The organism is Citrobacter sp. RHBSTW-01044 (assembly GCF_013781945.1).
Taxonomy (GTDB): Bacteria; Pseudomonadota; Gammaproteobacteria; order Enterobacterales; family Enterobacteriaceae; genus Citrobacter; species Citrobacter braakii.
Genome location: NZ_CP056180.1, coordinates 2265421 through 2287501, shown reverse-complemented (window position 1 = coordinate 2287501; position 22081 = coordinate 2265421). Strand labels below are relative to the sequence as shown.

Below are 22081 nucleotides of genomic sequence, written 5' to 3'. Positions count from 1 at the left end.
CTCTGCCGGGTTAAATCTCTTTTAGATGATAGGTATAGAGTACCACATCAGCGCTTTTCATGTGTTGTTCAATAATTTCGAACATAGGATTCGATATATTGCGCTATCACTGCGACAGGATTGTGAATAAAGTGTCAACAAGCAACGGGGCACACCCCCTTCAAACACATAAAAGGAAACACCCATGAGCAAGGTATTAGTTCTTAAATCCAGTATTCTGGCAGGGTACTCTCAGTCTGGTCAGTTGTCTGATTATTTTGTTGAACAGTGGCGTGAAAAGCACTCCGCTGATGAAATCACCGTCCGTGACCTGGCTGCAAATCCTGTTCCGGTACTGGATGGCGAACTGGTGGGTGCGCTGCGCCCGAGCGATGCACCGCTGACACCGCGTCAGCAGGAAGCGCTGGCGTTGTCCGATGAGCTGATTGCTGAGCTGAAAGCGCATGATGTGATTGTTATCGCCGCGCCGATGTATAACTTCAACATCCCAACCCAGCTGAAAAACTATTTCGATCTGATTGCCCGCGCAGGTGTGACTTTCCGTTATACCGAGAAAGGTCCGGAAGGTCTGGTGACGGGTAAACGCGCAGTCGTGTTGACCAGCCGTGGTGGTATCCATAAAGATACGCCGACCGACCTGATCACGCCGTATCTGAACGTATTCCTGGGCTTTATCGGCATCACCGACGTGAACGTCGTCTTTGCTGAAGGCATTGCGTACGGCCCGGAAGTGGCGTCCAAAGCGCAGTCCGATGCGAAAGCCGCTATCGACAGCGTCGTCGCTGCCTGATACTTCACCCTCTCACCATCCGGTGGGAGGGTTTCTCCAGCATTTACTTCTTTACCTGCACCTGTTTGCCGTGAATGCGGTTAATATCGCGCCAGATGGTTGCATAATCTCTGCACTTCGCCAGATTCTCTTCCCAGCAATGCAGCAAAAATTGTTCTGGCTCGGCAACATCCCGGCTTAACAGCTTGAATATCCAACGATTCCAGACATACCACTTGAAAAGCCACATGATTTCACTCCGCAACGCGACCGGTGTTGAACTATATCAGCCTCAGTTTGATGCCGTGTGGCAACTATTGCGATGTCGATGAATAAGTCAGCGTCGTGCCTCTCCGGTTGTGTGCAGAGAAGATTTATTATTTTCTCAACCACTTACCATTGATGCCCTGGACGTACTCCCCTGGTTTAGCCCGAGCGACCAGCTTTTGTCCGGCCATTTTCGCCACTTCATCTGGAGGAATGTTATTGCTCTCAGCCAGTTGCTGATAGCTGGCGCTGCGTGCTTTATTAATCTCACTCACCAGCGCCTGCGTTTCGGCGTCGGTTTGCAATGCCACCAGATAACCATTAAGCGTTTCGCCCACCCGCCCCTGGGATCTGGCTTCATTCAAGGTCAATGCCCACCCATTGCCACTGAATAAACTCAATGCCACCAGGATCACTGCAAGCTGTTTTTTCATCGTGACCTCAGAACAAATCGCTGCGCGATTTTAATAAGCTCTCAACGTCTTTATCGACTTTGATATGGATCTCATGCTCGATTTTGACGTTCATATTAATAGTGATCGGCTCTTTAGGCGCAGCCACTTCGATTCTGGGTGTGCACCCGATCAGCAGAGATGAAGCCAGCAGACCCAGCATGGCAGCTATCGTTTTCATTGTTGTTCCTCACATTCCTTGCCTTCCGGGCAATGGGATTCTGGCAGCGCTGCATTTTGTTCAAGCCATGCCTGTAAATTGTCGCCAAAACGCAAACTACGCCATAGCGTAAAGACGTTTTCCTCATGGGTGTAATTCAAATTAACCGTCCCCACTTTGCCATCCACCCGGCTATTGCCAGTTACGGTTGCCTGCATGGTTAAGACACCGAGATTATCCAAATTTATTTTCGTCCAGGAATGGCTTATTTCCATATAACGCAGCCAGTTAATGGCCGCACCGGCTGCCATATTATCTTTGACGACGGCATCCGCCGTGTCTTTATCAATACGCAGCGTCATAGGCCCCGGATTGGTCAGCCAGCCGTCTTTAATGATCCACTTTTCGTTATCCAGCCATAACGGCAACGCACCGCTGACCGGGCCAGACATAGCGAATTGCTTGGGATTAACCGCGCTGATAAGCTCGCTGGAAGAGATATTCTGCACCCGTAATAATGCCGGATCGTGCTGCGGCATCCGCAGTTGTTGCATGATGACTTTGCCCCCTAGCAGTTCGGCGCTGACATCGCTTAACAGTAACGGATTGTCTTCACTCCAGGGATACGCCCCCTGTAGATCGGCGGCGATATTTTTCACCGTCACCTGATTCACCACTTCCGCAATACGCAGTGAAATAGGTCCACGCGTACCCAGTTGCCATGCGCCTTCACTAAACCGGAAAGGCAACACAAAATCGACGCCATTAATTTGGTTATCGGGCATCCAGGCGCTACCGCCTTTTAATACCCCATGGCCGCCCGCTTCAAAGCCCTGTTCCGGGGCAGCGGAAAACGCAACCTGCGCATACAGTTCACCTTCACGTAGCTTCATTTTCCAGTCTGGTGGGATGAGCGGTTGGAATACGGTGAGCGATTGTTTTGGCCACCAGGCCTGTCCGCGCAGGCGGATCCCGTCCCAACGGCCATTTACCTGTACTGGACCTATCGCGCCCGCGTGAAGCTGGCCTTTAAACTGGAAAATCGTCGGGTCGGTGCCTTCCACGCTGAACTTCAGGGTTGACGGCGGTAACACGCTCCCCCCGGTAAAAGTGGTGTTCCCTGCGTCCAGCGACAGCGCGCCGCTAAAAGTCGGTTTGTTGGCATCCCGTACCCAGATGATCGGCTCGTCCATCACCAGGCGTGGGGTTTCTACCTTCATGGTGCCGTATTGCAGGTGGTCAAATCCGGTGGAGAGATCAAAAAGCTTCAGGGTGTTGTCATGCCATTCGCCCTTACCCGCCACGTCCCAACGCGCATGCATTGGCGTAAAGCTGCCTTTTCCCCAGTACCGCCACTGCCAGCGACCCGCGTCAGGGAGAAAATCATTTGCCAGACCATCCAGATGCAATTCAAAACCGCCCATCTGGTTTTCATGCGCGCGCAATATAGCCTGCAGACGGCCATCTACGCCGCGCTGCGTTACTTTTACGCCCGCCAGCGGCCAGCGAATTTCGTCAATATCCAGCGAGTCAATCACCCGTCCACGCGAACGCAGCAGCGCTCCTGGCTCGAAAGCCAGCTGCGGGTCGTTCAGGCTTCCGGTGAGTCTGGCGGGTAATTTGGCGTAAAAGATCAGGTCACCCTGTTTCGCCTCGCCTATCAACTGTAACGGCATGTCGCTACTATCCACACCCAGCTTACCCGGCCCCAGCGTTAATACGGCGTTTCCTTTACCTGCATCGCCTTGGGTCAGTATGTTCAGACGCCCGCTCACCACCGCATTTTCCAGCCCGGCCTGCCAGTTTTCAACTTTCATGCCCAACCGCCCGCTGAGCGGGAATCCCTGATAAGGCCAGTTCCAGCGACCGTCGCTGATGGTTAATTGCTGACGGGTTATTTCCCACGGAAGATCGAGCAACGGATCGGCATTATCCCGCGCCATGACGATCAGTTGTCCGCTGTTTTCTTGCCACTCCAGTTCGGCGTCCACCAGTGAGGGCTCCTGCGGCAAGCTCAGAGTAGCAACCGCATGACCGCTCACCGGTAGTCCATCAGGAACCAGTGGCATGGTAAATTCACCGACCAGTTTTACCGGCGGTTGCCCTTCAAACGCGGCTATATCCAGCTCATTTACCGTGAGATTTTGCCCGTGCAGACGCCCCTGGAATTTCACTTTTTCACCCTGGTAGCGCAGTTGCTGGGTCGATGGCGTTAGCGAGAGAGACAGTTTTCCCTGCCACTCCTGCCAGGGGGAGAGAATAACTTTGTCGATGTTAATCCAGGTATTGGGCAGCATCGATTGCCATTCAGCCAGCGTTTTGGGCGCTGCCGGAGACGCTTCTGTCTGCGGTAATTTAGCCAAGCAAGCGGAATCCAGCTCAATAGTCCCGACATTGAGCAACCAGCGGCTGGGATGGGAAAGATCGGCCTGAGTAATGCGCGCTAGCGGGCAATCATCGACCAGATAACGGAGTTCCGGAATATGCAGCCCATGCCGTGTCAGCCGTGGGCTCTCATCCAGCGCGATGCGCGTGCCAACAGGTAACCAAACGCCCACCAGCGTAGGAACCCACAGGCCAAGCGTCATGACCAACGTCAGCGGCACGAGAATCAATAATAAGAGAAGTGCCAGAGCGGCTTTATATTTACCCTTCATGGGTAGTTAATATCCTGATTTAGCGAAAATTTAAGCCGGTTTAGGCCAGTATTGTGGCATGTTTAACAGGATATGCCCACATTAAGAATAAATTCCCATGAAGTATATGCACTATTTATTAATCAACGGGAATCAATAAAATAACAATTATTTCAATAAGATAATGCATAATTTTATATGGCACGCTGTTACACGTGCCGTCGGGAATATAAAGAACTCAGACTCAATGAGGCCTCAGTTCTCCATCGCTATGTTTAGGTCCTAAACGACCAGCTTCTATCAGAATTTCCTCAATGAGCTCTTCGAGGCACTCCCTACCATGATGATCGCAGACCAGATGTACCTGCCGGGAAATCTCCTCAGGTTTCATACCATCACATAATGCCGCCTTAAGCATTAAGGTGGCCCATCGCTTTGCTTCAGAGTGAGTTAACATGACCCCTCCCGATATTTGCTACCTGTATAAGCGTAGCTGTCTGGATGTGATTCGGCTGGCTTTTTACCTGCATCGATTACGGGTATTGAGTTGGACGGAAAAATATCCAGTTGTTGAAATTGAGTAACCTGCCCACACTAACAACAGATGCGCTGAAATTATTCATTACGCCTATGACTATCAATAACTTTTTAGATTTTGTAAAATAATTTGAATTGAATTAATGTGACGTCAAAATCACTGGAGAAAGTCTTATGAAACTCGCCATCTATAGTACAAAACAGTACGACAAGAAGTATCTGCAGCAGGTTAACGAGGCTTTTGGTTTTGAACTTGAATTCTTTGACTTTCTGCTGACGGAGAAAACAGCCAAAACAGCCCATGGCTGTGAAGCTGTCTGTATCTTCGTCAACGACGATGGCAGCCGCCCGGTTCTGGAAGAGCTGAAAAAGCATGGCGTGAAATATATTGCGCTGCGTTGCGCCGGCTTCAATAACGTCGATCTCGACGCGGCAAAAGAGCTCGGCCTGCAGGTCGTCCGTGTGCCAGCCTATTCACCGGAAGCCGTCGCTGAACATGCGATTGGCATGATGATGACGTTGAATCGCCGTATTCACCGCGCCTATCAGCGTACTCGTGATGCCAACTTCTCTCTTGAGGGGCTGACCGGCTTTACCATGTATGGCAAAACGGCTGGGGTGATCGGTACCGGTAAGATTGGGATTGCGGCACTGCGGATCCTGAAAGGTTTTGGGATGCGCCTGCTGGCGTTTGATCCCTACCCAAGCGCTGCCGCACTGGAGTTAGGCGTTGAATATGTCGATCTTAAAACGCTGTTCGCGGAGTCCGATGTCATCTCCCTGCACTGTCCGTTAACGCCGGAGAATTATCACCTGCTCAATCACGAAGCCTTTGAGCAAATGAAAAATGGCGTGATGGTTATTAACACCAGCCGCGGGGCGTTGATCGATTCACAAGCCGCTATCGATGCACTGAAAAACCAGAAAATTGGTTCTCTGGGTATGGACGTGTATGAAAACGAACGCGACCTGTTCTTTGAAGATAAATCCAATGACGTGATTCAGGATGATGTGTTCCGCCGCCTGTCGGCCTGTCATAACGTGCTGTTCACAGGTCACCAGGCGTTCCTCACTGCCGAAGCATTGACCAGCATTTCTGAGACCACACTGCAGAATCTGGCACAGATCTCCAAAGGCGAAACCTGTCCAAACGCCCTCTTCTAATCCCCGTGCTCCCCTGGATTCAGGGGGGCATTTTCAGATAATCACCGATGCTAAAATCTTCAGTATCATTATTATATTGAATGTATTCCCGTCACAAACGTAGAGAAATTGAATGAAAAAAGTTGTCACGTTGATTGCGCTCAGCATGCTGATGGCTGGCTGTGTGAGCAATGGAAAAGTTTCCGTCAATCGCGAACAGTTGCAGCATCACCGCTTCGTTTTGCAGAGCGTGAATGGTAAAGCCGTCACCGTCGCTAATAACCAACCCGAATTGAGTTTTGGCGAAAACATGACGGTATCGGGAAAGATGTGTAATCAATTCCACGGTCAGGGCAAACTGTCCGACGGCGAGTTGAAGGTTAAAGATATGGCGATGACCCGCATGATGTGCGCCGATCCGCAGCTTAACGCGCTCGACGGGATCGTCAGCGACATGTTTAAGCAAGGCGCACAGGTCGATCTGACTGCTGACCAGTTAACACTGGCAACAGCAGAACAAACGCTGACGTATAAACTCGCGGATTTAATGTAGGAAACGCGGTGGCTTAATAGTTGCCACAGCTTCCGGCGGCAAGCGACTGCTCACTACAGCGTTTGCCGTTGGGTAACGCACACATTCCGATAGCTGAACCATCAAGCTGACGGGCAACGGAGAGCGAACCACCAATCATGGCGCAATTAGCTTCTCCAGAACTGGACATTGCGGCCTTCATCCCCGGTGCGACATGCGCGGCGGTTGCCTGCTGAACAGGTTCACTACTACAAGCCGATAATAATAACGCGGCACACCCTACCCAAAACGCTGCGCGCATCTTACTCCCCTCTGAATATTAACCAAACGACACAGCCATAAATAATAGGCAGCGGAAACACCGCCGTCGAGAGGCAATATGCGCATTTATGCGCACTGTTTACATTTTCTGGCAATTTTTTGGCTGCTCCTTTGATCAAACCATTCATTCTGTTTATTCGAGGGACACAAAAGCGAAAATCTGTCTTTAGCGCTTTTGCTAAACTAAAAGGATAACTACAGGATTCGCCGCTGTTACGCGTGTCCCTTTTTTTGCGCAATGTAAGGGTGTCAGTATGATCACAATTGACGGTAATGGTGCGGTTGCTTCGGTCGCATTTCGTACCAGCGAGGTTATCGCCATCTACCCGATTACGCCCAGTTCGACGATGGCTGAACAGGCGGATGCCTGGGCCGGGAACGGGCTTAAAAACGTGTGGGGGGATACCCCTCGTGTCGTAGAAATGCAGTCGGAAGGCGGTGCGATAGCGACCGTTCACGGCGCGTTGCAGACCGGTGCGCTCTCTACGTCGTTTACTTCATCGCAGGGCCTGTTGCTAATGATCCCGACGCTGTACAAACTGGCCGGTCAGTTGACTCCGTTTGTGCTGCACGTTGCGGCGCGTACGATTGCCACTCACGCATTATCCATCTTTGGCGATCATTCCGACGTGATGGCGGTGCGCCAGACGGGATGCGCAATGCTATGCGCCAGCAGCGTTCAGGAAGCTCAGGACTTTGCGCTAATTTCGCAAATGGCCACCCTGAAAAGCCGGGTCCCGTTTATTCATTTCTTTGATGGTTTTCGCACATCGCATGAAATTAATAAAATAGTGCCGCTGGCCGATGACACAATCCTCGGGCTGATGCCACAGGCAGAAATTGATGCTCACCGCGCGCGCGCGCTCAACCCGGAGCATCCGGTTATTCGCGGTACGTCTGCGAACCCGGACACCTACTTCCAGTCACGCGAAGCAACAAACCCGTGGTACAACGCGGTTTACGATCACGTAGAACAGGCGATGAACGATTTCGCTGCTGCGACGGGCCGTCAGTACCAGCCATTTGAATACTACGGTCACCCGCAGGCAGAACGCGTCATTATTTTGATGGGCTCGGCGATTGGAACCAGTGAAGAAGTCGTCGAAGAGCTGCTGGCACGCGGCGAGAAAGTAGGCGTTCTGAAAGTGCGTCTGTTCCGCCCATTCTCTGCCAGACATTTACTGCGCGCCCTGCCGGAAACGGTACGGAGCATCGCCGTCCTGGATCGCACCAAAGAGCCCGGCGCGCAAGCTGAACCGTTGTATCTGGATGTAATGACCGCGCTGGCGGAAGCCTTTAACTGCGGCGAACGAGAAACGCTGCCGCGCGTGATTGGCGGGCGTTATGGACTTTCTTCTAAAGAGTTTGGCCCGGACTGCGTCATGGCGGTCTTTAATGAGCTGAATAGCGTGAAGCCGAAATCTCGCTTTACGGTCGGTATCTATGATGATGTCACCAACCTGTCGCTACCGTTACCGGAAAACACCCTGCCCGGTACCGCGAAGCTCGAGGCACTGTTTTACGGGCTGGGCAGTGACGGTAGCGTGTCGGCCACCAAAAACAACATCAAGATTATCGGTAACTCTACGCCGTGGTATGCGCAGGGTTATTTCGTCTATGACTCGAAAAAAGCAGGCGGTCTGACGGTTTCTCACCTGCGCGTTAGTGAACAACCTATTCGCTCAGCGTATCTGGTGTCGCAAGCCGATTTTGTTGGTTGTCACCAGTTGCAATTTATCGATAAGTATCAGATGGCTGAGCGCCTGAAACCTGGCGGTATATTCCTGCTTAATACCCCGTACAGTGTGGATGAAGTCTGGACACGTCTGCCGCAGGAAGTTCAGGCTGTTCTGAATCAGAAGAAAGCGCGTTTCTACGTGATTAATGCGGCCAAAATCGCCCGCGAGTGCGGTCTGGCTGCACGTATTAACACCGTTATGCAGATGGCGTTCTTCCATCTGACGCAAATCTTACCAGGCGACAGCGCTCTGGCTGAATTGCAGGGTGCGATTGCGAAAAGCTATAGCAGTAAAGGGCAGGATCTGGTTGAACGTAACTGGCAGGCGCTGGCCCTGGCGCGTGAATCCGTCGCCGAAGTGGCGCTTCAGCCAGTTGACTCACATAGCGCTAATCGCCCACCGGTGGTTTCTGATGCCGCACCTGATTTCGTGAAAACCGTCACCGCGGCGATGCTCGCCGGTCTGGGCGATGCCCTCCCCGTTTCAGCGCTGCCGCCAGACGGCACCTGGCCGATGGGCACCACGCGTTGGGAAAAACGCAATATCGCTGAAGAGATCCCCATCTGGAAAGAAGAGCTGTGTACCCAGTGCAACCACTGCGTAGCCGCCTGCCCGCACTCGGCTATCCGCGCCAAAGTGGTTTCACCAGAAGCGATGGAAAATGCCCCTGCCAGCCTGCATTCTCTGGACGTGAAATCACGCGATATGCGCGGTCAGAAATATGTCCTGCAGGTTGCGCCAGAGGATTGCACCGGGTGTAATCTGTGCGTCGAAGTATGCCCGGCGAAAGATCGCCAGACCCCGGAGATCAAGGCCATCAATATGATGTCGCGCCTTGAGCACGTGGAAGAAGAAAAAGTTAACTATGACTACTTCCTCAATCTGCCGGAAATCGATCGCACTAAACTGGAACGCATTGATATTCGTACCTCGCAGTTGATAACACCGCTGTTTGAGTACTCTGGGGCCTGCTCTGGCTGTGGTGAAACGCCGTATATCAAATTGCTTACGCAGTTGTACGGCGACCGCATGCTGATCGCCAATGCGACCGGCTGTTCATCAATTTATGGTGGTAACCTGCCCTCAACGCCTTATACCACCGACGCCAATGGTCGCGGGCCTGCGTGGGCAAACTCCCTGTTTGAGGATAACGCCGAGTTTGGGCTGGGCTTCCGTCTGACGGTGGATCAGCACCGTGTACGCGTCATGCGTTTAGTGGAACAGTTTGCTGATAACATTCCGGCTGAACTGAATGACGCCCTGCACGCTGAAGCTACGCCAGAGGTGCGCCGTGAGCAAGTTGCAGCACTGCGCCAGCACCTGAAAGATGTCGACGGCGCACAGCAGTTGTTAACCGATGCCGATGCGCTGGTCGAGAAATCTATCTGGCTGATTGGCGGTGATGGCTGGGCTTACGATATTGGTTTTGGTGGCCTGGATCACGTCCTGAGCCTGACCGAGAACGTCAATATTCTGGTTCTGGATACCCAGTGTTACTCCAATACAGGCGGACAAGCGTCGAAAGCTACGCCGCTCGGGGCCGTCACTAAATTTGGTGAGCATGGCAAGCGCAAAGCTCGCAAAGATCTTGGCGTCAGTATGATGATGTACGGGCACGTGTATGTTGCACAAATATCTCTGGGCGCGCAGTTGAACCAGACGGTGAAAGCTATCCAGGAAGCGGAGGCCTATCCAGGTCCGTCGCTGATTATCGCCTATAGCCCATGTGAAGAGCATGGTTACGATCTCGCACTAAGCCATGATCAGATGCGTCAGCTCACGGCAACCGGGTTCTGGCCGCTGTACCGCTTTGATCCACGTCGAGCAGATGAAGGTAAGCTGCCGCTGGCGCTGGACTCTCGCCCACCGTCTGACGCCCTGGCCGAAACATTGCTTAACGAGCAGCGCTTCCGTCGCCTGAATGCCCAACAGCCAGAAGTCGCAGAACAGCTCTGGAAAGACGCCGCAGCCGATCTGCAAAAACGCTACGACTTCCTTGCGCAGTTGGCAGGAAAAGCGGAAAAGAGCGGTATCGAGTAATGCGTTTATCTCAGTATTAACCTGGAACCCAAAAAAAAGCCCGAACAGTTGTTCGGGCTTGTCAATTTATTCGCTGGCTAATTAATAATAGCTATCAATACGTCAACGAAAAATAAAACGTGACAATAAAGGCATATAACAGGCGCAGAATAGCCCAACACACTTCACTTGTATAATTTTTATTTTATATATTTACAATCCATACATTCACCACAATTATCATCATTTCCGTAGAATTATTTCTTTAAGGTTTTACTTAAGGCGTAACAATTCATATTTATCCCTTTACGGAACTTCTCCTTTAGCATGCTTTTACTCCCTACATGGGTAGTCACAGGTTAATAAAAAAACTAAAGGATTATTTCAATGAACAGAAAAGTACTGGCTCTCGTAATTCCTGCCCTGCTGGCTGCAGGCGCTGCTCACGCGGCTGAAGTTTATAATAAAGACGGCAACAAATTAGATCTCTATGGCAAAGTAGACGGCCTGCATTATTTCTCTGATGACGCTAACAGTGATGGCGATCAGACTTATATGCGTATGGGCTTCAAAGGCGAAACTCAGGTTAACGATATGATCACCGGTTACGGCCAGTGGGAATATCAGGTTCAGGCTAACGGCACCGAAGGTGATAAAGGCGACTCCTGGACTCGTCTGGCATTCGCAGGTATTAAAGTCGGCGACTACGGCTCATTCGACTACGGCCGTAACTACGGCGTAATGTACGACGTTGAAGGCTGGACCGATATGCTGCCGGAATTCGGTGGCGACTCTTACACCAAAGCAGACAACTTCATGACCGGTCGTGCGAACGGCGTGGCGACCTACCGTAATACCGACTTCTTTGGTCTGGTTGACGGTCTGAACGTGGCGTTGCAGTACCAGGGCGCGAACGAAAATCAGTCACCAGAGCAGGAAGGCACCAATAACGGTGGCGACGATCGTAACATGAAGAACTCCAACGGTGACGGCTTCGGTATCTCCTCGACCTACGATTTGGGTATGGGTGTAAGCTTCGGTGCAGCATACACCTCTTCTGACCGTACTAACGAGCAGGTTAACGATTCTACCGCGGGCGGTGATAAAGCTGACGCGTGGACAGTCGGTCTGAAATACGACGCGAACAACATCTACCTGGCAACCATGTACTCCGAAACCCGCAACATGACCCCTTATGGTGGCTCAAACGGTAGTGATAATACGATTGCCAACAAAACTCAGAACTTTGAAGTGACTGCGCAATACCAGTTCGACTTCGGTCTGCGTCCGGAAGTTTCTTTCCTGATGTCTAAAGGTAAGGATCTGGGTGTAAACGGATCTGATGGCGACCAGGATCTGGTGAAATACGCATCCGTTGGCGCTACTTACTACTTCAACAAAAACTTCTCCACCTACGTTGATTACAAAATCAACCTGCTGGATGAAGATAAAAACTTCTACAGCCAAAACGACATCTCTACCGATGACGTAGTAGCACTGGGTATGGTTTACCAGTTCTAATCCGTCAGCCCGCTGGCAACAGCGGGCTCTCTTTATGTTCTAACAATTCTGTTTTATCCAGATCAAAACATTATATCTGTTGCGCTAAAACACATCTCTGATAGATGATATCTTGCATTAAGACCTGTAGTAGAGGATACCTGCAATGAATCATCATCCTGTAAAATCATCCCGTATTGCATCCGTCGGCTATGACGAATCCTCCCGCACGCTAGAAATTCGCTTTCACCAGTTGTCTACTCTGCAATATCAGCATGTCCCTGCTCGTATTTTTCGTGATTTCCTGAGCGTCGTTTCTAAAGGTCGATTTTACGATGGAGTAATAAAAGGAAAGTTTCCTGAAATAAAAATAAAGTGATGCCAAAATGTGATCTTTGTCATTGTACATAAAGTGCCATTACGCGGTAAGCTTTGGGTGGATACTTAAACAGGAGGTTTTATGAACAGAACGATTCTTGTACCCATCGATATTTCAGACTCAGAATTAACTCAACGTGTTATTGCCCATGTTGAAGCAGAGGCAAAAATTGACGATGCACAGGTTCATTTTTTGACCGTAATTCCGTCACTGCCCTATTATGCTTCCCTGGGATTGGCCTACTCGGCAGAGTTACCGGCCATGGAAGATCTGAAAGCCGAAGCAAAATCTCAACTGGAAGAGATTATCAAGAAGTTCAATATCCCAACGGACAGAGTGCACGTTCATGTCACAGAAGGTGCGCCAAAAGATAAGATTCTGGAGATGGCCAAAAAATTACCGGCTGATATGGTCATTATTGCCTCACATCGACCTGACATCACCACCTACCTGCTGGGGTCTAACGCCGCAGCCGTGGTGCGTCATGCGGAGTGTTCGGTACTGGTAGTCCGCTAAGCTGTCTGGCCCGCACATCGCTGCGGGCTTTTTGTTTCTACCTCTTATACCCCACGATTCCTGTCCTAAATGTGCTGACATTTTTCCCGCTTATCCGTACCATACACGCCACAGTTTTTATATCAGACTTCTTTTGCCGGACTATCCGGCGTGATGCATACTCTTCTGATGCCACACTATGAATTGAGCCTCTATTAAATGTCGCAAAATCAAGATATTAGCAAGAAAGAACAATACAACCTGAACAAATTGCAAAAACGTCTGCGCCGTAACGTGGGCGAAGCCATTGCCGACTTCAATATGATCGAAGACGGCGATCGTATTATGGTGTGCCTTTCCGGGGGGAAAGACAGCTATACCATGCTGGAGATCCTGCGTAATTTGCAGCAAAGCGCCCCGATCAGTTTTTCCTTAGTTGCGGTTAACCTCGATCAGAAACAACCTGGCTTCCCGGAGCACATTCTGCCGGAGTATCTGGAGCAACTGGGCGTGGAGTATAAAATTGTCGAAGAAAACACCTACGGGATTGTCAAAGATAAAATCCCTGAAGGCAAAACGACCTGCTCGCTCTGCTCTCGCCTGCGTCGCGGCATTCTGTACCGCACGGCAACTGAGTTAGGCGCCACCAAGATTGCGCTCGGCCACCATCGCGACGACATCCTGCAAACACTGTTTTTAAACATGTTCTACGGCGGGAAGATGAAAGGTATGCCGCCGAAACTGATGAGCGATGACGGTAAACATATCGTTATCCGTCCGCTGGCTTACTGCCGTGAGAAAGATATCGAGCGTTTCTCCGAAGCGAAAGGTTTCCCGATTATTCCATGTAATCTGTGCGGCTCACAGCCTAACCTGCAGCGTCAGGTCATTGCCGATATGCTGCGCGACTGGGACAAACGCTATCCAGGGCGTATTGAAACCATGTTCAGCGCAATGCAGAACGTTGTACCTTCACATCTGAGCGATATCAATCTGTTCGATTTTAAAGGCATCAGGCACGGTTCAGAGGTTGTGGACGGCGGTGATTTAGCGTTCGATCGTGAAGAGATCCCGTTGCAGCCTGCGGGCTGGCAGCCAGAAGAAGACGATGCTCAACTGGATGAGCTGCGCCTGAACGTCGTGGAAGTGAAGTAAGTCGATAGTTCCGGATAAGCGGAGCGCCATCAGGCGCTCCGACGAGTGGTTATTTCAATAACCGAACCCGGCAAGTCTTGCCTTTTATCTTACCGTTTTGCAATTGCTTCCATGCCTTATGCGCTACAGTCTGGCGAACAGCGACATAGACATGCGCCGGATGAACGGCAATTTTGCCGATATCGGCGCCTTCCAGACCAATATCACCGGTCAGCGCGCCGAGAACATCGCCGGGACGCATTTTAGCCTTTTTACCGCCATCAATGCATAACGTCGCCATCTCAGCTTCCAGCGGCAGGATTGGGCCGTTAGCTGGGGCTGGCAGCCAGTTCAGCTTCAGTTGCAGCATTTCAGAAAGAATATTGGCTCGCTGCGCTTCTTCCGGTGCACAGAAGCTAATCGCCAGACCACTGTTGCCGGCACGCGCGGTACGTCCGATACGATGGACGTGGACTTCCGGATCCCACGCCAGTTCGAAGTTAACCACCAGCTCAAGTGATTTAATATCCAGACCACGCGCGGCCACATCGGTAGCAACCAGAACGCGCGCGCTGCCGTTGGCAAAACGCACCAGCGTCTGATCGCGATCGCGCTGCTCAAGATCGCCATGCAGTGAGAGCGCGCTTTGCCCCGCCGCATTCAGTGCGTCACACACGGCCTGACAATCTTTTTTGGTATTACAAAAAACTACGCATGATGCAGGTTGATGCTGACTGAGCAATTTTTGCAGCAGCGGAATTTTGCCGTGGCTGGAAGTTTCGAAAAACTGCTGCTCAATCGCCGGCAGCGCGTTAACGGTATCAATTTCGATCGTTAATGGATTTTGTTGCACCCGGCCACTAATGGCGGCAATGGCTTCCGGCCAGGTCGCAGAAAACAGTAAGGTCTGACGCGAAGCCGGCGCAAAGCGAATGACATCATCAATCGCATCGCTAAAGCCCATATCCAGCATGCGATCGGCTTCATCCATCACCAGCGTATTCAGGGCATCCAGAGAAACAGTGCCTTTTTGCAGATGGTCGAGTAAACGCCCCGGCGTTGCGACAATAATATGTGGCGCATGCTGCAGGGAGTCACGCTGTGCGCCAAAGGGCTGCCCACCGCACAACGTTAAGATCTTGGTGTTAGGCAGAAAGCGCGCTAAGCGACGCAGCTCACCCGCCACCTGGTCAGCAAGCTCGCGCGTTGGGCACAGCACCAGGGACTGCGTCTGAAACAGCGCGACATCAACATGCTGTAATAATCCAAGACCAAAAGCCGCCGTTTTGCCACTGCCGGTTTTAGCCTGCACGCGAACATCTTTCCCCGCCAGAATTGCCGGTAACGCAGCAGCCTGAACAGGCGTCATTTCAAGATAACCCAGCTCGTTAAGATTCTCGAGTTGGGCAGCAGGTAAAACATTCAGGGTTGAAAAAGCGGTCACAATTTAATCTCGCGGTAAAAACTCACAATCAGCAGGCGCGTATCCTCGCAGATCTGCGCCCGCGATGCGACAATTTAATCGGCTCTTCATCCGGTGGGGGATCCGGCATTGGCTGCGGACGAGGTATGGGATCGGGAATGGGAACCGGGTCGGTCGGTAGCGAATCAGTGTGCGGCGTTGCAATCAGACAGTTCATATACCCCTCCAGTTATTCAGGTTGGCTCTTTTAGGGTAGACGCTGATTTCCTGCAGGCAAAAAAAAGCCGACTAATCTAAGTCGGCGTCGTACGAATCAATTGTGCTATGCAGTAATTCAAAAAAGGAAGTAAGACAATATGGAGCGCAACGCCCATCGCTTGACGTTGCATTCACCTGCGAGAGAGATATTGCCCCGAATAGGTAGATGGTTTATTGACTTCGCTCAAAAACCAGGACGTTTTCATGCGCAAAAGTCACTAAAAAACGTTGTTGTTACAACCATTTACTACGATGCAACCATAAAGTAACACCACCAATCAGGACCACTAACAGAATACAAAAAAGTGAGAAGCCAAACTGCCAGCCACCGCCAGGGATACCGCCGAGGTTAACGCCAAACAGCCCGGTTAAAAATGTGCTGGGAAGAAAAACCATTGCCATCAATGACATTGTATACGTTCGGCGAGCCAGAGACTCCTGCATAACCTGCGCAATTTCATCCGCCATAATACCGGTCCTGGCAATACAGGCATCTATTTCATCCAGCCCTCTCCCTAGCCTGTCAGCGATATCCTGCATCCGCCGCCGATGGTCGTCGGTCATCCAGGAAAAACGTTCGCTCGCCAGCCGGGAATAGACATCGCGTTGAGGCGCCATATAGCGGCGCATCACAATTAACTGCTTACGCAGCAATGCCAGGAAACCACGCGGCGGAATTTGCTGATCGAGCAGGTTATCTTCCAGATCGATAATCTTATCGTGCAGTTGTTCGATAAACTCACTGGCATGATCGGTTAGTGCATCGCAAACATCCACCAGCCAACTACCACAATCAGCCGCTCCCGTGCCTTCCTGGAGATCGCTGACCACATCATCCAGCGCCAATACTTTACGCTGACGCGTTGAGACAATCAGACGTTCATCCATATATAAGCGCATCGCAACCAGTTGGTCAGGTCGCTCGTCGGTGCTGCCGTTAATACAGCGCAGCGTAATCAACGTACCTTCCCCTACCCGACTTACGCGTGGGCGCGTGCTTTCACCCGCCAGCGCATCACGCACGTTATTGGGAAGTAAAGGCGTTGTCGCCAGCCATTGCGCGCTTTCAGGATGGGTATAATTAAGATGCAGCCAGCAGGGATGTTGACTGTCGATAACATCGTTATCTTCCAGTGGCTTCACCCCACCACGGCCATCCAACAGCCAGGCAAACACGGCATCCGGCACATTAACATCCGTTCCCTTAATGGCTTCCACAGCGCCTCCACAAACATTCAGCTTTTTTCGTTAGTCTAGCTGTCAGAATATGTTAAGCAATATCTCATTGTCCCATTGTGCTGAAATGATTCATAAAAAGTATCTGATAATAAGAAAAGCGCCGACGAATGCGGCGCTGGTTACGAGATGCCCGTCTCAGGCCCGCTGGCGTCTCTCTGATTCAAGCGCATGACTTAAGCGAAATTTATGCGTTCGCGATTGAAGGTCAATCACCTGATTTTTCAGGATACCTGAGGAGTCAGAAAGCTCATCAACCATAATGGCATTACTTTGGGTGACGTTCTCCAGTTCGGCCAGAGCGTGGGTAATTCTGATAATTCCTTTCTCCTGCTCCTGCGTAGTGGTTAATATCTCGCCCATCAGTTGGTTTAATTGCCCGGCCCCCCCGACAATATCATGCATGTTTTTTTCAGCTTCACGCACAATAGCAGCGCCTTGCTGAACATTTTGATGGGTTTGGGCAATCAGTTGCTTAATATTCTTAGCAGCATCTGCACTACGGTGTGCAAGCATTCTTACCTCACCGGCCACCACGGAAAACCCTTTGCCATGTTCACCGGCCCTTGCAGCTTCCACAGCAGCATTCAATGCCAGAATATTGGTCTGGAATGCAATACCATCTATCAGCGTAATAATTTCTGTCATTTGCTGTGCGCATTCGGTGATTGAACGCATATTTGTCGCAACCTGCACCATTAATTCGCCACCCTGACGGGCGCATTGCGTGGCAATTGTTGCCTGGGCGCTGGCTATTTGCGTGTTATCAGCATTATTCCGCGTATTAACCGCTATTTCATCCATGTTGGCAGCCGTCTGCATTAATGCTCCGGATTGCTGTTCTGTTTTCACTGAAAGCTCAGCGCTGCGTTCCGCCAGCTGTTCAGAAAGCGTCATCGCCGTTTGCGAGGATGTTCTGATCTCATTAACGAGTGCTGAAATATTACTTGATAAGCTATTGATGCCAGGAATTAGTCTACCCGCACAGTTATTACCAAATTCGGGAATACTGATTGCCAGATTCCCGGATGTTACTTCTTCAATGCTTCTTTTAACCGTATTAATCGGCATGACCAGATATTTCGTCATGTACCACCACAAACATAATATAGAAATAATGCTTACCGCATTAGTGCCAATAATAATTTCTGGGGTAGCCGAAAAAATCATTTCAACAACATTGAGCGCAACCGCTGTAATGAGCAGAAATAAAACAATAAAGGTTCTGACGCTAATATCATTTAACATTTTAACCCTGTGCACCAAGAAATAACGTGGATGTTATTTTTATAGCATCTGCAATACAGATTTCCATTGCTCTGTGACGAAAGCTGAACTTTCAATGAGAGCCAGCAGACCTTTTACTTAAGTCAATAAATTACACTATCCATTCATAATAGTTCAGCACTTTATCCCGCCAATGGCGGTAATGTTCCCCACCATCAGATTATTGTGATGGCGAGCACGTGACGAGCATAAAACACACAGAAACATAATTTTTATGAATGGTTATATAAGTAATGGCTTATCATTTTCAATATCTTGCTCTTCGCTCTAATACTCATTGTAAAAACACAAGAACATTCCTGGTTTTATCAGGTTAACTGGACAAAACCTGCTAGATTTATCATCACGGCTTTTTTTCGATAGGTAGTAAGATGTTGCACGTGTCGTGGGACCCTGTATTGATTGGGATTTCCTTTGTTGTCGCGTTTATTGCCTCCTTTATTGCCCTCGACAGTGCGGGTAAGGTAGCAATCTCCAGCAAACGTGAATCTACCTTCTGGCGGCTATCTGGCGGCGCTACGCTGGGTATGGGGATCTGGTCGATGCATTTTATCGGTATGCTGGCCATGAAAATGACTATGCCGATCAATTATCACCTATCACTCACCGCGTTTTCGTTCTTTATTGCGCTCATTTCTGCAACCCTCGCCATCAATATCGCTATTTCCGGTAATACGTTATCAACAAAACGACTGGTCATTGCCACCAGCATATTGAGTGCCGGCGTTGTCACGATGCACTACGTTGGCATGTATGCCATTATCGAACATGTGGCCATCTCATGGGATCGCTCGCTGATATTGCTCTCTGTAATTATTGCCGTCGTTGCGTCTGGCGTAGGTTTATGGCTGGCCTTCCATTTACGCCAAAACACCCGTCGCGTGCTGATTAACCGACTTATTGCTGCCCTTATTATGGCGCTGGCAATTGCTTCTATGCATTACACCGGTATGGGAGCGGCAACGTTCACCCATTTTGGACACACTGCGCACGATGGGCTCAGTACGCTGGAACTCTCTGTCTGGGTCTGCGCCGTCACGCTGATTATTTTGGGTATCATGCTGGTCGTCTCAATGGTGGATTCACAACTGCGCACTTCCCGACTGGCTGACAACCTGCATCAGTTGAACTGCCAGCTTGAACATCAGGTCCACTTCGACGCGCTGACGGGACTTGCTAATCGAACGCAAATAGATACCCGCTTACAGGCCTGCCTGCGGCATTCCAAATTGCATCAACAGCATTTCGCGTTGGTATTTATCGACCTCGATCGTTTTAAAGTCGTTAACGATACCTGGGGGCATCACATCGGTGATCAACTGCTGATTGCCAGTACACAGCGTATCTACAGTTGCCTTGATGACTCAATGACGCTGGCAAGACTGGGGGGAGATTAATTTATCCTGCTGGTTCCAGACTGCAACCCGCAGGCTATCTCCGCCTTGCTTGCGCAAATTTCAGATGCGATCGGTGACCCCTTTACCTTATTCGGTCATACCATTCGGGTTTCGTTAAGTGCGGGGAGCAGTATTTATCCCGAACATGGCTCGACACTGCATGAGCTAAAAGTGAAGGCCGATATGGCGATGTATCATGTCAAACAGGCGGGCAGAAACGGCTGGGCTATTTATAGTCCCCAGATGGAAGCTATCGCTGATACGCCGCCGACATTTCTACAGGAACTTTCACAAGCGCTTGAACGCAACCAGTTTGAGCTATGGTATCAGCCTAAATATACCGCCGGAGATCATTCCCTGACTGGTTTTGAAGCATTATTACGCTGGCATCATCCGGAGCGCGGCATGCTGCTACCGGCTGAATTTCTGCCTGCGCTGGAAGAAACGGGCCTGATTATTCCCGTCGGCAAATGGGTTATCCAACAGGCATGTTTGCAGTTGCATCAGTGGACATTACAAGGGAATACAGAATGGACGCTCGCCGTTAACCTCTCCCCCGCCCAGTTTGAACAGCATGATATTATTGATGTTGTTTGCAACGCCCTGGCGCAATACCAACTTTCACCTGCCTGTCTCACGCTGGAGCTCACGGAGAGCACTGCACTTAAAAATTTAAAACGCAGTATTGAAATCCTGAATGCTTTCTCTGCTTTGGGGATCACCGTTTCTATTGATGATTTCGGCACTGGTTATTCAAATATACTGATGTTGAAGTCACTTCCGGCACGGGAATTAAAAATCGACAGGATATTTGTCAAAGATATTAGCGAGAACAGTAAAAATACAAAAATTGTGTCTACCATTATTGACATAGCTCACTCCATGAATATGCGCGTGGTGGCTGAAGGAATAGAAACCCAGGAGCAGGAATTACTTCTTACCCAGATGGGATGTAGCATGCTGCAAGGTTTCCTGTTTGCAAAACCGCTGCCAGCGCATAAGATTCATGAACTGATACAACCAGAAAACAGCATCAAACAAAAGCCAGTCGTACAACCCTTGTCTCACCGACAATCAATAACTTTGTGAGACTGTAATATCTAAAATATTCGCCATTAAACGGGCAACACAGCAGATAAAGATAACGGGATTATCGATGAGCACAACCGAGCTGCATTCACTGGATTTGTTAACCTTTCCGGTGTGGATTGTTTCGCCACAAACTGAAGAACTGGTGTTCGCTAATATCGTTGCACGTGAGCTAATGCAGGATCTCTGTTTTTCCCCACTGCGCAAGGGCATATTCTCAACGCATTCTCAAAATGATTTAACCATGTATCTCAGTGACTTGAGCAATCATCATCACGTTGTTGAGATCCTCACGGTTTACCGCGATGGTGAGGAAATCGCGTTGGCTAGCCGCCTGTCCATTAAATCTCTGCCGGGCGTGGGGGATGTTATCCTTTTCGAAGGCATTGAAACGCCTACTGCGCAAGGTCTGAAAGCCAGCCGTTCAGCAACTTATCAACGAAAAAAACAGGGCTTTTATGCGCGTTTTTTCCAGACCAACTCCGCGCCAATGTTACTGATTGATCCGTCCCGCGATGGCCTGATCGTTGATGCAAACCTCAGTGCCCTGAATTTTTATGGTTACAACCTTGATGTGATGTGCCAGAAACATACCTGGGAGATCAACATGCTGGGCCGCCATATATTGCCGGTGATGCATGAAATCGCCCATCTGCCCGGCGGCCATAAGCCTTTGCACTTTGTCCATAAACTGGCAGACGGCACCTCACGTCATGTGCAAACCTACGCCGGACCGATTGAAATTTACGGTAATAAACTCATGTTGTGCATTATTCATGATATTACCGAACAAAAACGGCTGGAACAGGAGCTTGGGCATGCCGCTCTGCGTGACCCCTTAACGGGATTACTTAATCGCCGACATTTTTATCAGGTAACCGAGCCGGAGCAGACGCATGCGGTATCATTGACGCAGGACTACAGTCTGTTGTTGATCGACATCGATCGTTTTAAAAGCATTAACGATCTCTTCGGTCATTTAAAAGGCGATGAAGTGCTTTGTGCTCTGGCCCGCACACTGGAATCCTGTGCACGAAAAGACGATCTTATTTTTCGCTGGGGTGGTGAAGAATTTGTGCTGCTGCTGCCGCGAACCTCGCTGGATGCCGCCCTCAATCTTGCAGAAGTGATCCGCGCGACGGTAGCTAAGGTTACTCTCCCTGGTCTTCCCCGCTTTACCGTCAGCATTGGCGTTGCGCGGCACGAAACGAACGAAAGTATTGATGAATTATTCAAACGCGTGGACGACGCGTTGTACAAAGCCAAGCACGAAGGCAGGAACAGAGTATTGGCCGCCTGATGAATACG

At 50.2% G+C, this 22081-nt stretch carries 18 protein-coding genes and 1 pseudogene; 10 read left to right on the top strand and 9 right to left on the bottom strand.

Going from position 1 to position 22081, the window contains the following annotated elements; genetic code table 11:
- Positions 1–184: 184 nt before the first annotated feature.
- Positions 185–790, top strand: coding sequence for an FMN-dependent NADH-azoreductase (gene azoR, locus HV352_RS11065; protein ID WP_006684422.1), 606 nt, complete (start codon positions 185–187; stop codon positions 788–790).
- 43 nt (positions 791–833) lie between these two features.
- On the opposite strand, the gene HV352_RS11060 is transcribed toward azoR, so the two are convergent.
- The 4 genes from HV352_RS11060 to HV352_RS11045 form a co-directional block, all read right to left on the bottom strand.
- Positions 834–1019: a hypothetical protein gene (locus HV352_RS11060; RefSeq protein WP_016153181.1), complete on the bottom strand. Its 186-nt coding sequence runs from the start codon at positions 1017–1019 to the stop codon at positions 834–836.
- A 127-nt stretch (positions 1020–1146) separates the two neighbouring features.
- A complete protein-coding gene (locus HV352_RS11055; protein ID WP_016156611.1) occupies positions 1147–1470 on the bottom strand; it encodes a YdbL family protein in 324 nt (107 codons plus the stop codon).
- Between the two features lie 7 nt (positions 1471–1477).
- A complete protein-coding gene (locus HV352_RS11050) occupies positions 1478–1669 on the bottom strand; it encodes a YnbE family lipoprotein (protein ID WP_016156612.1) in 192 nt (63 codons plus the stop codon).
- The gene (locus HV352_RS11045) at positions 1666–4305 is read right to left on the bottom strand and encodes a YdbH family protein (RefSeq protein ID WP_065554421.1); all 2640 of its coding nucleotides are present in this window, start codon (positions 4303–4305) and stop codon (positions 1666–1668) included. Before HV352_RS11045 ends, HV352_RS11050 begins: the two co-directional genes overlap by 4 nt.
- A gap of 690 nt (positions 4306–4995) precedes the next feature.
- Here HV352_RS11045 and HV352_RS11040 point away from each other — a divergent pair.
- A complete protein-coding gene (locus HV352_RS11040) occupies positions 4996–5985 on the top strand; it encodes a 2-hydroxyacid dehydrogenase (protein ID WP_003833196.1) in 990 nt (329 codons plus the stop codon).
- 112 nt (positions 5986–6097) lie between these two features.
- Positions 6098–6517, top strand: a complete 420-nt coding sequence (hslJ, locus tag HV352_RS11035) for a heat shock protein HslJ (protein ID WP_046274558.1) — start codon at positions 6098–6100, stop codon at positions 6515–6517.
- 13 nt (positions 6518–6530) lie between these two features.
- Here the strand turns inward: hslJ and HV352_RS11030 are convergent, their stop codons facing one another.
- Positions 6531–6797, bottom strand: coding sequence for a DUF333 domain-containing protein (locus HV352_RS11030; RefSeq protein ID WP_003020360.1), 267 nt, complete (start codon positions 6795–6797; stop codon positions 6531–6533).
- 274 nt (positions 6798–7071) lie between these two features.
- Between HV352_RS11030 and nifJ the strand changes: the two genes are divergently transcribed.
- The 5 genes from nifJ to ttcA all read left to right on the top strand — a co-directional run bounded on the left by nifJ (position 7072) and on the right by ttcA (position 14104).
- A complete protein-coding gene (gene nifJ / locus HV352_RS11025; protein WP_181635420.1) occupies positions 7072–10596 on the top strand; it encodes a pyruvate:ferredoxin (flavodoxin) oxidoreductase in 3525 nt (1174 codons plus the stop codon).
- 366 nt (positions 10597–10962) lie between these two features.
- Positions 10963–12096 (top strand): porin OmpC, encoded by a 1134-nt coding sequence (gene ompC, locus HV352_RS11020; RefSeq protein ID WP_016156616.1) that lies wholly within the window; start codon positions 10963–10965, stop codon positions 12094–12096.
- Positions 12097–12241: 145 nt separating this feature from the next.
- Positions 12242–12454: a KTSC domain-containing protein gene (locus HV352_RS11015; RefSeq protein ID WP_016153189.1), complete on the top strand. Its 213-nt coding sequence runs from the start codon at positions 12242–12244 to the stop codon at positions 12452–12454.
- A gap of 81 nt (positions 12455–12535) precedes the next feature.
- On the top strand, positions 12536–12970 hold the full coding sequence (gene uspF / locus HV352_RS11010; protein ID WP_016153190.1) for a universal stress protein UspF: 435 nt from the start codon (positions 12536–12538) through the stop codon (positions 12968–12970).
- 198 nt (positions 12971–13168) lie between these two features.
- Positions 13169–14104, top strand: a complete 936-nt coding sequence (gene ttcA, locus HV352_RS11005; RefSeq protein ID WP_016156617.1) for a tRNA 2-thiocytidine(32) synthetase TtcA — start codon at positions 13169–13171, stop codon at positions 14102–14104.
- Positions 14105–14153: 49 nt separating this feature from the next.
- On the opposite strand, the gene dbpA is transcribed toward ttcA, so the two are convergent.
- The 4 genes from dbpA to HV352_RS10985 form a co-directional block, all read right to left on the bottom strand.
- Positions 14154–15527, bottom strand: coding sequence for an ATP-dependent RNA helicase DbpA (gene dbpA, locus HV352_RS11000; protein ID WP_181635419.1), 1374 nt, complete (start codon positions 15525–15527; stop codon positions 14154–14156).
- A 28-nt stretch (positions 15528–15555) separates the two neighbouring features.
- Positions 15556–15723, bottom strand: a complete 168-nt coding sequence (locus tag HV352_RS10995; RefSeq protein WP_016153197.1) for a hypothetical protein — start codon at positions 15721–15723, stop codon at positions 15556–15558.
- 275 nt (positions 15724–15998) lie between these two features.
- Positions 15999–16982 (bottom strand): zinc transporter ZntB, encoded by a 984-nt coding sequence (gene zntB, locus HV352_RS10990; RefSeq protein ID WP_016153198.1) that lies wholly within the window; start codon positions 16980–16982, stop codon positions 15999–16001.
- Between the two features lie 156 nt (positions 16983–17138).
- Positions 17139–18248, bottom strand: a complete 1110-nt coding sequence (locus HV352_RS10985) for a methyl-accepting chemotaxis protein (RefSeq protein ID WP_046274554.1) — start codon at positions 18246–18248, stop codon at positions 17139–17141.
- Between the two features lie 410 nt (positions 18249–18658).
- Here HV352_RS10985 and HV352_RS10980 point away from each other — a divergent pair.
- Both HV352_RS10980 and HV352_RS10975 read left to right on the top strand, forming a co-directional pair.
- Positions 18659–20773 (top strand): annotated as a pseudogene (locus HV352_RS10980) (EAL domain-containing protein).
- 67 nt (positions 20774–20840) lie between these two features.
- Entirely contained in the window at positions 20841–22073 is a 1233-nt protein-coding gene (locus tag HV352_RS10975) for a sensor domain-containing diguanylate cyclase (protein ID WP_181635418.1), read from the top strand.
- Positions 22074–22081: the final 8 nt, after the last annotated feature.

What these genes read in the sequence shown, in the direction of transcription:
- nifJ (WP_181635420.1), top strand. Translation starts at nt 7,072, where the DNA reads ATGATCACAATTGACGGTAATGGTGCGGTTGCTTCGGTCGCATTTCGT.
- ompC (WP_016156616.1), top strand. Translation starts at nt 10,963, where the DNA reads ATGAACAGAAAAGTACTGGCTCTCGTAATTCCTGCCCTGCTGGCTGCA.
- uspF (WP_016153190.1), top strand. Translation starts at nt 12,536, where the DNA reads ATGAACAGAACGATTCTTGTACCCATCGATATTTCAGACTCAGAATTA.
- HV352_RS11060 (WP_016153181.1), bottom strand. Translation starts at nt 1,019, where the DNA reads ATGTGGCTTTTCAAGTGGTATGTCTGGAATCGTTGGATATTCAAGCTG.
- HV352_RS10985 (WP_046274554.1), bottom strand. Translation starts at nt 18,248, where the DNA reads ATGTTAAATGATATTAGCGTCAGAACCTTTATTGTTTTATTTCTGCTC.
- azoR (WP_006684422.1), top strand. Translation starts at nt 185, where the DNA reads ATGAGCAAGGTATTAGTTCTTAAATCCAGTATTCTGGCAGGGTACTCT.
- HV352_RS11045 (WP_065554421.1), bottom strand. Translation starts at nt 4,305, where the DNA reads ATGAAGGGTAAATATAAAGCCGCTCTGGCACTTCTCTTATTATTGATT.
- HV352_RS11030 (WP_003020360.1), bottom strand. Translation starts at nt 6,797, where the DNA reads ATGCGCGCAGCGTTTTGGGTAGGGTGTGCCGCGTTATTATTATCGGCT.
- HV352_RS10975 (WP_181635418.1), top strand. Translation starts at nt 20,841, where the DNA reads ATGAGCACAACCGAGCTGCATTCACTGGATTTGTTAACCTTTCCGGTG.
- HV352_RS11015 (WP_016153189.1), top strand. Translation starts at nt 12,242, where the DNA reads ATGAATCATCATCCTGTAAAATCATCCCGTATTGCATCCGTCGGCTAT.
- HV352_RS11040 (WP_003833196.1), top strand. Translation starts at nt 4,996, where the DNA reads ATGAAACTCGCCATCTATAGTACAAAACAGTACGACAAGAAGTATCTG.
- hslJ (WP_046274558.1), top strand. Translation starts at nt 6,098, where the DNA reads ATGAAAAAAGTTGTCACGTTGATTGCGCTCAGCATGCTGATGGCTGGC.
- HV352_RS11055 (WP_016156611.1), bottom strand. Translation starts at nt 1,470, where the DNA reads ATGAAAAAACAGCTTGCAGTGATCCTGGTGGCATTGAGTTTATTCAGT.
- HV352_RS10995 (WP_016153197.1), bottom strand. Translation starts at nt 15,723, where the DNA reads ATGAACTGTCTGATTGCAACGCCGCACACTGATTCGCTACCGACCGAC.
- ttcA (WP_016156617.1), top strand. Translation starts at nt 13,169, where the DNA reads ATGTCGCAAAATCAAGATATTAGCAAGAAAGAACAATACAACCTGAAC.
- HV352_RS11050 (WP_016156612.1), bottom strand. Translation starts at nt 1,669, where the DNA reads ATGAAAACGATAGCTGCCATGCTGGGTCTGCTGGCTTCATCTCTGCTG.